General features: G+C 62.5%; 14 protein-coding genes. 3 read left to right on the forward strand and 11 right to left on the reverse strand.

Annotated elements, in window-relative coordinates; genetic code table 11:
• Positions 1-21: 21 nt before the first annotated feature.
• Positions 22-225 carry an SAP domain-containing protein gene (locus LQD11_RS11355; protein WP_238617640.1) on the forward strand — a complete coding sequence of 68 codons (204 nt, stop codon included), beginning with the start codon at positions 22-24 and terminating at the stop codon, positions 223-225.
• Positions 226-247: 22 nt separating this feature from the next.
• Here LQD11_RS11355 and panD read toward each other — a convergent pair whose 3' ends face one another.
• From panD to LQD11_RS11410, 11 genes are all read right to left on the reverse strand, one after another.
• Positions 248-628 carry an aspartate 1-decarboxylase gene (panD, locus tag LQD11_RS11360; protein WP_008930669.1) on the reverse strand — a complete coding sequence of 127 codons (381 nt, stop codon included), beginning with the start codon at positions 626-628 and terminating at the stop codon, positions 248-250.
• 83 nt (positions 629-711) lie between these two features.
• Positions 712-1,575 carry a pantoate--beta-alanine ligase gene (gene panC, locus LQD11_RS11365; protein WP_238617641.1) on the reverse strand — a complete coding sequence of 288 codons (864 nt, stop codon included), beginning with the start codon at positions 1,573-1,575 and terminating at the stop codon, positions 712-714.
• 2 nt (positions 1,576-1,577) lie between these two features.
• Positions 1,578-2,393: a 3-methyl-2-oxobutanoate hydroxymethyltransferase gene (panB, locus tag LQD11_RS11370; RefSeq protein WP_238617642.1), complete on the reverse strand. Its 816-nt coding sequence runs from the start codon at positions 2,391-2,393 to the stop codon at positions 1,578-1,580.
• Between the two features lie 54 nt (positions 2,394-2,447).
• The gene (locus tag LQD11_RS11375) at positions 2,448-3,101 is read right to left on the reverse strand and encodes a deoxynucleoside kinase (RefSeq protein ID WP_238617643.1); all 654 of its coding nucleotides are present in this window, start codon (positions 3,099-3,101) and stop codon (positions 2,448-2,450) included.
• Complete coding sequence (folK, locus tag LQD11_RS11380) at positions 3,098-3,598, reverse strand: 2-amino-4-hydroxy-6-hydroxymethyldihydropteridine diphosphokinase (protein ID WP_238617644.1); 501 nt, start codon at positions 3,596-3,598, stop codon at positions 3,098-3,100. Before folK ends, LQD11_RS11375 begins: the two co-directional genes overlap by 4 nt.
• Positions 3,599-3,602: 4 nt before the next feature.
• On the reverse strand, positions 3,603-4,955 hold the full coding sequence (gene pcnB, locus LQD11_RS11385; protein WP_238617645.1) for a polynucleotide adenylyltransferase PcnB: 1,353 nt from the start codon (positions 4,953-4,955) through the stop codon (positions 3,603-3,605).
• A gap of 124 nt (positions 4,956-5,079) precedes the next feature.
• Positions 5,080-6,543: a peptidoglycan DD-metalloendopeptidase family protein gene (locus tag LQD11_RS11390; RefSeq protein WP_238617646.1), complete on the reverse strand. Its 1,464-nt coding sequence runs from the start codon at positions 6,541-6,543 to the stop codon at positions 5,080-5,082.
• Positions 6,544-6,994: 451 nt separating this feature from the next.
• Positions 6,995-7,741: an acetoacetyl-CoA reductase gene (phbB, locus tag LQD11_RS11395; protein WP_238617647.1), complete on the reverse strand. Its 747-nt coding sequence runs from the start codon at positions 7,739-7,741 to the stop codon at positions 6,995-6,997.
• Between the two features lie 51 nt (positions 7,742-7,792).
• The gene (locus LQD11_RS11400) at positions 7,793-8,164 is read right to left on the reverse strand and encodes a phasin family protein (RefSeq protein ID WP_238617648.1); all 372 of its coding nucleotides are present in this window, start codon (positions 8,162-8,164) and stop codon (positions 7,793-7,795) included.
• A gap of 160 nt (positions 8,165-8,324) precedes the next feature.
• Complete coding sequence (gene phaR, locus LQD11_RS11405) at positions 8,325-8,888, reverse strand: polyhydroxyalkanoate synthesis repressor PhaR (RefSeq protein ID WP_238617649.1); 564 nt, start codon at positions 8,886-8,888, stop codon at positions 8,325-8,327.
• Positions 8,889-8,971: 83 nt separating this feature from the next.
• Positions 8,972-10,156 (reverse strand): acetyl-CoA C-acetyltransferase, encoded by a 1,185-nt coding sequence (locus LQD11_RS11410; RefSeq protein ID WP_238617650.1) that lies wholly within the window; start codon positions 10,154-10,156, stop codon positions 8,972-8,974.
• A 421-nt stretch (positions 10,157-10,577) separates the two neighbouring features.
• Between LQD11_RS11410 and phaE the strand changes: the two genes are divergently transcribed.
• Complete coding sequence (gene phaE / locus LQD11_RS11415; protein ID WP_238617651.1) at positions 10,578-11,690, forward strand: class III poly(R)-hydroxyalkanoic acid synthase subunit PhaE; 1,113 nt, start codon at positions 10,578-10,580, stop codon at positions 11,688-11,690.
• A gap of 15 nt (positions 11,691-11,705) precedes the next feature.
• Entirely contained in the window at positions 11,706-12,773 is a 1,068-nt protein-coding gene (locus LQD11_RS11420) for a class III poly(R)-hydroxyalkanoic acid synthase subunit PhaC (RefSeq protein ID WP_238617652.1), read from the forward strand.

The raw sequence follows: 12,773 nt of genomic DNA on the forward strand, positions 1-12,773 counted from the left end.
AGACGGCGGAGGTGATCGGCCATGAATCTGGCCACGGTTCGCTATATCGCCCAGAACAAGGGCATTGATCCCGGCTCATTACCCAAGAGAGAACTGATCCGGGCCATTCAGGTGACGGAAGGAAACTCACCCTGCTTCGGCTCCGCCGAGACAGGGAGCTGCGAACGGGTGGAGTGTCACTGGCACCTGGACTGTCTGAAAACATCCACGCACCGGGGCAGCTGACACCCCACCCGGTGAAGTCTGCTCAGGCGGCCTGGGTGGCAATCTCGTCGCCGGTGCCGGTGACGTGGTTATGCTCGTTCAGGTAGACCAGGGAAGGCTTGAACAGGTCCGCCTCGGCCGCCGTCATCTGGGCGTAGGCGCAGATGATCACCCGATCACCGGGACTGGCCTTGTGAGCCGCGGCACCGTTGACCGAGATCACACGACTGCCCGCCTCGGCACGGATGGCATAGGTGGTGAAACGCTCCCCATTGGTCACGTTGTAGATCTGGATCTGCTCATAGGGGCGAATGCCCGCCAGTTCCAGGAGATCCGAATCAATGGCACAGGAGCCTTCGTAGTCCAGCTCGGCGTGGGTTACCGCCGCCCTGTGGAGCTTGCATTTGAGCAGAGTCAAGAACATGGTTTCAAACATCCTCCAGGCATTACGCCCCTTCGAGTCCCCGAGGGGCTGTCGTTATCATCCCTGCACATACAGGACTTCCCTCATCCGGCGGATGAGGGAAGGTCCAGGCATAGATTGTCAATGAGCCTCGCCCGGCCCAGCCAAGCGGCCGCCAGAATCACCAGTTGGGTGTCTCCCGGCTGCGGCGGCAACAGATCCCGTCTTCGCCGCACTGCAACATAATCGGGCCGCAGACCCCGTTTTTCAAGTATTTTCTCTGCTTCCCGCTCCAAACCGGGGCAATCCCGCTCCCCTGCCTGCATGCGCGCGGCCAGCTCCGACAGCACCTGATAAACAGCCGGGGCCAATGGGCGTTCATCCGCGCCCAGATAGGCATTGCGCGAACTCATGGCCAGGCCGTCGGCTTCCCGGACCGTGGCCAACCCTTCGATGCGCACCGGGATATCCAGATCGGCGACCATGCGCCGGATCAGCAGCAGTTGCTGGAAATCCTTCTCGCCGAACACGGCCACATCCGGCTGCACCAGGTTGAACAGCTTGCAGACCACGGTGGCCACGCCGACAAAATGACCCGGCCGATGCGCCCCCTCCAGCAATGCGGACAGTTCGGGCACGTCCACCCGGGTCACCTGCTCCCGACCCGCCGGATACAGCTCACCTTCGGAGGGCGCAAACACCAGGTCCGCGGCCTCGGCCGCCAGCAGCCGGCAGTCCTCCGCCAGGGTACGGGGATAGGCGGCCAGGTCTTCGGCCCGGTCGAACTGAAGTGGGTTGACGAAGATGCTCACCACCACCCGGTCCGCCAGGGTTCGGGCATGGCGCACCAAACTCAGGTGGCCTTCATGGAGATTGCCCATGGTGGGCACCAAGGCAACCGTGCAGCCCTCCGCCTGCCAGGCCCGGCGTGCGCCTCGCAGGTCTTCAACATGATGTACGATATCCATGATCAGGTCAGGAAGCTGTGTTCCGCGGCGGGGAATGCCCCCGATTTGACAGCCTGCACATAGGCCGCCAGAGCGGCCTGCACGCTCGGCTGTTCGGCGAGGAAATTCTTTGCAAAGCGCGGGGCGTGATCGGTCATCCCCAGGATGTCCTGAACCACCAGGATCTGTCCGTCACACTGGACACCGGCACCGATGCCGATGACGGGGATCCGGGCCATGGCACGGATCTCCGCCGCCAGGGTGGAGGGTACGCATTCCAGCAGCAACATGTCGGCGCCGGCCTCCTGCAGGGCCATGGCATCCTTGATCATGCGCTGGGCAGCTGCCGCCTCCCGTCCCTGGACCCGGTACCCACCGAGCTTGTGGACCGACTGGGGCCGCAGCCCCAGATGGGCACAGACAGGGATGCCGTGATGGGACATGGCGGTGACCACTGCCACCTGCTGGGCATCTCCCTCCAGCTTGACCATCTGCGCCCCGCCTTCCTGCATGAGTCGGGCGGCATTGTGCAGGGCCTGGTCCACCGACACGTAACTCATGAACGGCATGTCGGCCATCAGCAGGGCACGACGCAGGCCACGGGCCACGGCCCGGGTGTGGTAGATCACATCATCCACCGTCACCGGTACCGTGGTTTCGTGGCCCAGCACCACCATGCCCAGGGAATCCCCCACCAGCACCAGATCCACGCCGGCCGCGTCCATCAGACGGGCCTGGATGGCATCGTAGGCGGTGAGACTGGCGATGGGTTCCTGTCTCTCGCACAGGCCCTGCAGATCCCGCAGGGTCAGCCTCTTTGTCTGGGAGTGTACGCTCACGCTATATCCGCGGTTATCAGAATGAAGATGATGGTCCGCCCCACCGACCACCGCTCAGACGGCGGACGGTAGCGGATTGAAGTAATGACGCCCCGCGCGCACCGTGCGCATGAACGTCAGCAGCTGCTGAAAATCCTCGTCCCGTTTGACCCAGTCGATCTCGCCGGCGTTGACGATCAGCAGCGGGGCCTCCGCATAATGATAGAAGAAACTGGCATAGGTATCACTCAGACGCTGCAGATAGACGCTGTCCATCATGCGCTCGAAGGCGCGTCCCCGCTGGGCGATACGCTCCCGCAGAACCTCGACCGGGGCCTGCAGATAGATCACCAGATCCGGCCGGGGGACATTCCGGTCCAGCTCATTGCGAATCTGCTGATACAGACGATACTCGTCGGTGTCCAGGGCCACCTGAGCGAACAGCTCATCCTTGGCCAGCACAAAATCCACCACCCGGATTGGTGGGTGTCCCGCCTCCTGCCTGGCCATGTCGCGCAGCAGCCGCAGACGCTGCATGAGAAAGCTGAGCTGGGTGGGCAGGGCGGTACCGCGGGGATCCTGGTAAAAACGCTCCAGAAAGGGATTGTCCTCGGGGGATTCCAGCACCAGCTCCGCACCGAGGACCTCGGCCAGGCGTTGGGCCAGGCTGGTCTTGCCCACACCGATGGGACCCTCGACAGCGATATACGTCGGTTCGGCTTCAGTCATGCAGGTTCTTCCACCAGTCTTTCCAGGCCGGAGAGCGGACACCGGACCAGCAGATCCGCCAGCGCTCCCTGGCCGGGAATTCGGAGATCGGGGGCTATTTCCGCCAGAGGATACAGGACAAAGGCTCGCGCCTGTATACCGGGATGGGGCACCGTCAGATGCGGCTCCCGGATGACCCGGTCACCATAGAGGAGGATATCCAGGTCCAGGGTTCGCGGCCCCCAGCGCTCGCCGTGGCGGACACGACCATGACGACGTTCCAATTCCAGCAATGCCTGCAGCAGTTCCGAGGGAGAGAGTCGGGTTTCCAGTGCGGCCACCGCATTGATGTAGTCCGGCTGATCGGCCGGCCCCATGGGAGGGCTGCGATAGAGGGAGGACTGCCGCAACAGGCGGGAATGGGGCAAGCTCGCCAAGGCCTCCAGGGCATCAAGAACCTGGGTGCGCGGCGTCCCCAGATTGGCGCCGATACCAATATAGGCCAGTGCGGGCGTCATGACGTCAGACGTTGCCGGATGACTTGCCGCGCGACCGGCGTCGCCGGCGGGACCGGGGTTTCTTGTCGGACACTTCCACCATGCGACGCCGCTCCGCCTCATCCACTTCCTGCAGTCGGGTCCACCACTCGCAGCCTTCCGCGAGCGCCTCGCCGGAGCGGGCACGCAGACAGTAGAAATCATAGGCAGCCCGGAACCGGGGGTGGGTCAGCAGGCGCAGGGCGCGGGCACCGCGGCGATGTTCGAAGCGGGGTTGCAGTTCCCAGATCTCCCGCATGGGCAGGGCAAAGCGCTTGGGGATCAGGATATGGCGGGCTTGGCGGGACAGAATCATGCTCCCGGCATGTTGCAGCGCGGGGAGTTCGGCCTCGCCCTCCTCCATGAAGCGGCGCGCGGCGTGGCGTACCGGCTCCCACAGCAGAACCGCGTAAAGGAATGCCGGATTGACCCCCTTGCCGGACTGGATGCGTTCATCCGTATTACGCAGGGCATTGGCCACGAAGGTGATGGGAAAGCCCTCTTCCTCGTGGGCGAGGGCCTCTTCCGTCAGCGGAAACATGCGTCCGAAAAGATCGTGATGCCGCAGTGCCTCGAAGGTCTGCAGCCCGCAGCCGGCGTGAAACAGTTTGATCACCTCGTCGAACAGGCGCGCCGGCGGCACATCCAGCAGCAGATCCCCCAGACGGGACAGGCAGGACTCCGTCGCCGCATCCAGGCGAAAGCCCAGTTTGGTGGCGAAACGGACGGCACGCAGCATCCGTACCGGATCTTCCCGGTAACGCACTTCGGGATCACCGATCAGCCGCAATATCCCCTGATTGAGATCATCCATGCCGCCGGTGTAATCCACCACCGAAAAATCCCGGATGTCGTAGTAGAGGGCATTGATGGAAAAATCCCGGCGCCAGGCATCCTGCTCGATGGTGCCGTAGACATTGTCCCGGATGATGCGACCGTCCTCGATCAGGGCCTCGGCGGCGCCATCGGCATCCCCCTCATCGACGAAGCTGTCATGGGGGGCACGAAAGGTGGCGACCTCAATGATCTCCGGCCCGTAAAATACATGGGCCAGACGGAAGCGCCGCCCGATCAGCCGGCAATTGCGGAACAGGCGCCGGACCTCCTCTGGATGGGCATCCGTGGCCACATCGAAGTCCTTGGGTTCGCGGCCCAACAAAAGATCCCGCACCCCACCGCCGACCAGGCAGGCACGAAAGCCGGCATCCTTCAGGCGGTAGAGGACCTTGAGGGCGTTCTCGCTGATGTTGGCGCGGGAAATGCCGTGCTCCGCACGGGCATAGATGCGGGGAGCACCGGCACCGGATTCAGGCTGAATTGGCTGAAGTTCGTTGGACACGCATGTCTTATGCTGCTTGTTGTGGGCGCTATCATAGCAGCTTCGTATCGGCATGAGGACTTTACCTGATGAAGCCGGCGCCCACGGGCGGGGTCATGCCCGCCCGGCGGCTTCATGCCATGGATCACATGGCCATTTCGGAATACGGCAGCATTGCCACCTGACGGGACTGACGCGGCCCCTTCACTTCCGCCAGCAGAGTGCCGCTCACCTTCTGGAACCGCTTGAGCTCCTCACCGGCCAGGCGCTCGCTGCGCGGCAGTTCAGCCCGCATGGCATCCACGGGGCGACCATTCACGTGCAGCTCATAGTGCAGATGGGGGCCGGTGCTGCGACCGGTATTGCCGGACAGGGCAATACGCTGGCCACGTGACACCGTCTCGCCGGGACGCACCAGGGCGCGACTCAGATGCAGATAGCGGGTGGTATAGCCCTGCCCGTGCTCAATCACCAGGAAGCGACCGGCATAGGGATGCTCATCCACCCGCACCACCCGGCCGTCGGCGGGTGCCTGAATCGGCGTACCGATGGGCATGGCGAAATCCGTACCGTGATGGGGGGCGACGGTGCCGGTCACCGGATGCCGGCGCCGCAGATCGAAGGGAGAACTGATCCGATAGCTGCCGGCAAAGGGACGCCGGTCAAAGGGCGGCAGCAAGCTGTGCCCCTCGGGGGTGTAGAAGCGTCCGTCCACATGACGGGCGGCACTGATGTTCAACTGTGCCCCCTGGTAATCAAAGGCCAGCAGTCGCAGCTCGATGGGCTCGCTCTCGCCGGCCAGGGTCTCCTGTTCCACCAGCAGGGAGAAGACATCCCCACTGCGGGCATGCATGCGTACCGGCAGGTGACGATCCAACAGCACCGCCAGGGCGGCGGCCGACCGACCGGAGAGTTCGTCCCGACCGGCCAGGGCAGCGGAAATGCTGCCCTCGACCCTGGCAGTGATCACCATATGGGTGATCTCACGACTGTTCTGCACTTCGCGGCGTTCAAAGTCCCAGCCGTCCGCGACCCGCTCCCACTCCACGCCCTTGCCACGCTCGGTCCAGATCCGCAGGCGGGTCAGATAGCCCTCATCATCGGTCTGCCACTCCACCTGCTGCCCCACACTCAGGCGATTGAGCACGCGGGCATTTTCGGCATCGCCCAGCAGGCGGTACAGGGTGGCCAGCGGCAGCCCCCAGTCCCCGACCCAGAGGGAGGATAGGCGATCACCACGGGCAATGGTGTACTCGAACCAATCGGAAGCCTTGGGTGCCTCTTCCTCGTCACCCAGGCTGAAGGACTCGTAGGAGGTTGGATTCTCGTCCGTCCCCGGCGCCGGGCTCATGCGCTCCTGGGGCATGAAGGAAGCCCGTTGCAATTCGCCCTGCCCTACCTCGGCGGCCGAAGCCACCGCAATGCGGCGTCGTTCCCGGGGCTCGGGAGCGGCCGGCAGGGCTGCGCCCCCTTCGGCCGACGGGCCCGCGGGGATGTCCAGGGCCTGGGTAAGGGTTGCGGACGGGGAGGAATCACCACCGAAACCGGAAAGAATCTTGGGATACAAAGCAATAATGATCAGGAAAACAGCAAAGATTCCCATCACCATCGAAACACTTGGTCTTGAAAACGGCATGGATGCCCCCGTAATTTGCTCACAATGCCTTGCCCTTGTCCCGCCGGCTTCTGACGGCACGCATGTTATCGGGCGCGGGTCCCTTTCCGGTCACGCCGGCAAGACCCGGACGGTCAAAGCGCTGGAGACATCGGCGGCGCCGACTCCCCTTTGCGGACGTTCTCCCGACGCCCGCCTGGACAGGGCGGAATTCCCTTGGTGGAAATTTCCGCTTAACCCCAAAACACGGGGGAGAATAGCACCAGATAAAACCAGGTGCGAATAAATATCATCAAATCAAGCGTTGAGGATGCATTTTTACCACATCACTTTCAATTTTTCGTGACATCCATCACGCTTCAGAAAAGCCCTTGAACACAGAAAACGGGCCCCGAAACGGGGCCCGCACGAGACGTGGTCTCAGCCGATAGGGCGAACAACAGCCTCAGAAGGAGGTAAACAGACCACCATTGACCGGAATGTTGGCACCGGTGATGTAGCCCGCCTCTTCGTCGCAGAGCATGGCCACGGCGAAGGCGATGTCGGCCGTGGAGCCCATGCGCCCGGCCGGAATCTGCGCCACGATGGCGTTGCGCACATCCTCGGGCATGGCGTCGGTCATGGCCGTGGCGGTATAGCCGGGGGACACGGTGTTGACGGTGACACCCTTGGCGGCCGTCTCCTGGGCCACCGCCATGGTGAAGCCGTGCATACCGGCCTTGGCCGCGGAATAGTTGGCCTGACCGAACTGACCCTTCTGACCGTTGACGGAGGAGATGTTGACGATGCGGCCGAAACCGCGGGAAGTCATTCCCTCCACCACGTGACGGGTGACGTTGAACACGCTGTTCAGATTGATGTTGATGACATCACGCCACTGGTCTTCGGTCATCTTGCGCAGCGTCTTGTCCTTGGTGATGCCGGCGCAGTTGACCAGGATGTCGACGGGTCCCAGGCGGGACTCGATGTCCTGGATCATGTCGGCACAGGACTGGAACGAGGACACATCTCCGGCGGCGATGTGCATGTCCAGGCCTTCCGCCTTCATCTGCTGCTGCCAGGCCTCGGCCTCGGCCTGCAGGGCGGGCAGGTAATTGGCCACGACCACATGACCCTGACGGGCCAGCTTCTTGCAGATCTCGGTGCCGATACCGCCGGTACCGCCGGTCACTAACGCTACTCGCTTGGTCACTATTCGGACTCCTTGTTTCTTGACTGGCCTTGAGGGCTGCGACAGAGGAAATCAGGCAGCCTTCTTGGCAACAGTGCTCACGTGCTTGACGGTTTCTTCCGCCGCCTTGACGGAATCATCCATCAACCGGCTCATGGAATTGCGGGCATCATCAAGGATCTCCTGCCCGCTCTTGTAAGTGGCAACCATCTTCTGGCTGCAATCACGCAGCAGATCCGTCTGCAGGGTCACGAGTTCCTGATACCCCTTGGCCTTGCCCACCTGCTCAAGGTGTTTCATGCTCACATCCACCAGGCCCGTGGTCAAGTCCAGCTGCTGCTCCACCAGCTTCTGGAAGGTCTGCTGGTTGATGTCGCTCAACTTGCGGAAGGTGTCGAAGCCGGTCTGGTTGGCCTTGTTGAACAGCTCGATCATGTCGTTCATGGTGCGCTCTCCGGGTTGGGGTTATGTGGACACAGCATCCAGCCTTGCCGCCGCCTATGCTGCAGCGCAACATATAACCCCATCCGGGCACGGCGTCAAGCCGATATGCGGGTTTTGCGACGCATACCCGCCCGCCACCCCACCAAGCGCGGACAGTCGACTATTTCGGTTTTTTTCCCGCCTTGTCCGCGGTGGCGGTGCCCCCATCACCCGAATCCGCCGGCGGCGACTGTTCCGGCGGCTTGGCGGGATCCTTCCTGGTCTCATGACCCGGGCCGGGGAATACCGCGGCCTTGAAGAACTGATCCTGCATGCCTTTCCAGAACTCCAGGTTGCGACGGGTCATCTCGGTAATGTCCCAGGTAGCCCGCCCACCCAGCACGTCCCGCATGCGGTCATTGAAATCCCGCTGCTGATCGGCGAAGAATCGCAGGCTCTGGTCCAGATAACCGGAAAAAGCCTCATGAACCGCCTCGTCATAGAAGCGGATGAAACGCACCAGCATCTCGGTGGTGAAGAGCGGCTCTCCGGCCGTCTCCTGCTCGGTGATGATCTGAATCAGAATGCCCCGGGTGATGTCCTTGCCCGACTGACTGTCGATCACCTTCACGTTGATCCCGCGGCGCACCAGCTGCTGTACATCGGCCAGCGTCACATAACGGCTCTCCTCGGTATCGTAGAGACGCCGATTGGGATACTTCTTCACTATCCGCGGTTCGTTCACCCACTTCTCCCATCAACATTCAACTGGACCGCTTGCAAAGGGCGGATCCGAAAAGAAACCCGAATCCGCCCGTCACGCCCCGGTCAGACTGCCTCGACAGCCAGCGCCACACCCTGACCACCACCGATGCACAGGGTGGCCAGACCCCGCCTGGCACCGGTGCGCTTCATGCCGTGCAGGAGGGTCACCAGCACCCGGGCGCCGGAGGCACCGATGGGATGGCCGATGGCAATGGCCCCGCCGCTCACGTTCACCTTGGACAGGTCCCAGCCCAGCTGCTTGTTGACTGCAATGGCCTGGGCGGCAAAGGCCTCGTTGGCCTCCACCATGTCCAGATCGGCGGGACGCCAGCCGGCCTTCTCCAGGCACTTGATGGTGGCGGGGATGGGACCGGTGCCCATGATCGCCGGGTCCACGCCGGCGGCGGCGAAGGAAACGATGCGGGCCAGGGGGTTGAGGCCCAGCTCGCTGGCCATGGATTCACGCATGACCACCACGGCCGCGGCACCGTCATTGATACCGGAGGCATTGCCGGCGGTCACCGTGCCATCCCGGCTGAAAGCCGGCCTCAGCTTGCCCAGGCCTTCCGCCGTGGTGCCGTGACGGGGAAATTCATCCATGTCGAAGACCTTGACCTCGCCCTTTTTCTGCGGAATCTCCACCGGCACGATCTCATCCTTGAAATATCCCGCCTTCTGGGCGGCCTCGGCCCGCTGCTGGGACTGGGCGGCAAAGGCGTCCTGCTCATCCCGGCTAATCCTGAACTCGCCGGCGATGTTCTCGGCGGTGGTGCCCATGTGATAATCATTGAAGGCACACCACAGGCCATCCTTGATCATGGTATCCACCATCTTCCAGTCGCCCATCTTGGTTCCCTGACGGGAGCCCGGCAGGACATGGGGAGAGGCACTCATGTTTTCCTGGCCTCCGGCGATCACCACGTTGGAATCGCCGCACAGGACCGACTGCCAGGCCAGATGAACCGCCTTGAGACCACTGCCGCAGACCTTGTTGATGGTCATGGCCGGGGAAGAATAAGGGATACCGGCCTCCACGGCGGCCTGACGGGCGGCATTCTGGCCCACGCCGGCCTGCAGCACCTGCCCGAGGATGACCTCGTCCACCTGCTCGGGGGACAGGCCGGTGCGAGCCAGCAGCGCCTTCATGACCATGGCCCCCAGGGTCGAGGCCGGAATCTGTGACAGGGAACCGTTGAAGGTACCGACCGGGGTGCGCGCCGCATCGACGATGACAATAGATTCAGCCATGTAAATCCTCCTGATCAGGGGCGTGTTTCTGAAATGGGGTATGCCTGCGGCCACCCCTTGACCGGGTTTTCATGCCGGGCACCGGGGGTGGTTCGCACTTTCAGGGTACTTGGTCTTGCTTTCCTGGCATATTTGATCCAAAAGGAATGGCACCCTTGAGGATCAAGTGATTGCTCCGGAAGTTTATACCAGAAGCGCTGCACCCCTGACCAACCATGGAGCATCATCCCGGCAGAATTGTTGCAGCGCACAAAATCTATGCTAACCTTATCCTTATAATGCTGTACCCTGTCAGATCGTCCCAAGCAATGACCGCCCAGGCCCGGGAATGCCCGTCGGCCCAGGCTCTTGATTGAGCGGTCGCGACAACGATCCCGGCTGATAACCACCTGGCCCAGAATGGACCCAAAGGAGATGATTGATGGCTGACTCAAACCCCTTCAACCCCGAAGACTGGATGGAAGCCCAGCGCAAATACTGGTCTGCCTGGATGGACATGAGCCGCAAGGCCGTAGGCGGCAGCGAAGGCACCAACCACTGGGGGGATGGCCTGGATCAGTGGTGGAAGACCGTTTCCAGCGGCATGCCCCTGTCCGGCAATGACGCCATGGACCAGATGATGAAGATCGGTCGCAATTATTTTTCCATGGCGGAAAACCTCTATCGGGGCGCGGAAGGCAACAATGCCGCCGAGGCCGTGAACAAGTGGCTCGACCAGATGAGCAACGCCTTCCAGGGCTTCACCAACATGCCCGGTGCCAGCCGGGATGCCAATGCCTTCTGGCAGATGCCCCTGGACACCTGGCGTCGCGCCACGTCGTCCTTCATGCCCATGCCGGGCGACTACATGCAGGCCCTGCGGCCGCCGGCCCGTGCCCCCTACGGCGATGCCGTGCAGGAACAGCTGGACCGTTTCCTGTCCGTGCCCGGCGTCGGTTACACCCGCGAATCCCAGGAGCAGTACCAGAACCTGGCCAAGCTGATGGTCAATTACCAGCAGGCCATGCAGAACTATCAGGCCGCCTTCAACAAGGTCGGCATGGACTCCATCGACCGCTTCCGCGCCCGTCTGGACGACGCCGGTCGTCAGGACAAGCCCATCACCTCCATGCGCGCCCTCTACGATGAGTGGGTGGACGTCTGCGAAGAGGTCTACGGCGAATTCGTCATGTCCGAGGAGTACGCCAAGATCTACGGCGAGATGGTCAACAGCCTGATGGCGGTAAAGCGCCAGGGCACCCGCCTCATGGACGAGGTCACCGAAAGCCTGAACATGCCCACCCGCCGCGAAGTGAACACCCTGCACCGCCGCCTGCAGGAAAGCCGCCGTGAACTGCAGGCCCTCAAGGCCACGGTTCGCAAGCTGACCGATCAGGTGAACGGCCAGCCCGTGCCGGCAAGCGTGGAAGCCCAGGTGGAAAGCAAGGCCGAAGACAAGGGGAACGCCAGCGCCTCCCGCGCCGCCACCGGCACCCGTAGCCGCGCCACGGCCACGAAACGCCAGACCACCACCAAGGCCAAGCAGAACGACTAAAAGGAGAGCCGGCCAATGATTCCGATTCAGATCAGACCCGATCAGGTCATGGACGAACTGACCACCTTCCAGAACAAGCTCACCCAGGGCCTGCAGAACCTGGCCGATGCCGGTGACATTCCCTCCGGCGTGACACCCAAGGAAGCGGTCTACAAGGAAGACAAGCTCACCCTGTACCGCTTCCAGGCACCGGCCTCCGTGGTCCAGCACCCGGTACCGGTGCTGATCGTCTACGCCCTGGTGAACCGCCCCTACATGACGGACCTTCAGGATGACCGCTCCACGGTCAAGGGCCTGCTGGAAGCCGGCATGGATGTTTACCTGATCGACTGGGGCTACCCTGACCGGGCCGACCGTTTCCTGACCATGGACGATTATCTCAACGGCTACCTGGACCGCTGCGTGGACGAGATCTGCCGTCGCCACAACCTGGACAAGATCAACATCCTGGGTATCTGCCAGGGCGGCACCTTCAGCCTGTGCTACAGCGCCATGCATCCGGAAAAGGTGCAGAACCTGATCACCATGGTGACCCCGGTGGACTTCCAGACCCCGGACAACATCCTCTCCCACTGGGTCAAGCACGTGGACATCGACACCCTGGTGGACACCATGGGCAATGTCCCGGGTGAACTGCTCAACTGGACCTTCCTCAACCTCAAGCCCTATCAGCTCATGGGCCAGAAGTATCTGGACATGGTGGAAGTGCTGCAGGACAAGGACAAGCTGGACAACTTCCTGCGCATGGAGAAGTGGATCTTCGACAGCCCGGACCAGGTCGGCGAAACCTACCGCCAGTTCATCAAGGACTTCTACCAGAAGAACAAGCTCATGAACGGCGGCCTTCAGATCGGCGAGTACGAAGTGAGCCTGGCCAACGTGACCATGCCGGTACTGAACATCTTTGCCGAGCAGGATCACCTGGTACCGCCGGATGCCTCCAAGGCCCTGGCCGGCAAGGTGGGCACCAAGGACTACACCGAACTGTCCTTCCCCGGCGGCCATATCGGCATCTATGTGAGCGGCAAGGCACAAAAGACCGTACCGCCAGCCATCGGCAAGTGGGTCAAGGAACGGGGTTAA

This window comes from Ectothiorhodospira shaposhnikovii (assembly GCF_022227765.1).
Taxonomy (GTDB): domain Bacteria; phylum Pseudomonadota; class Gammaproteobacteria; order Ectothiorhodospirales; family Ectothiorhodospiraceae; genus Ectothiorhodospira.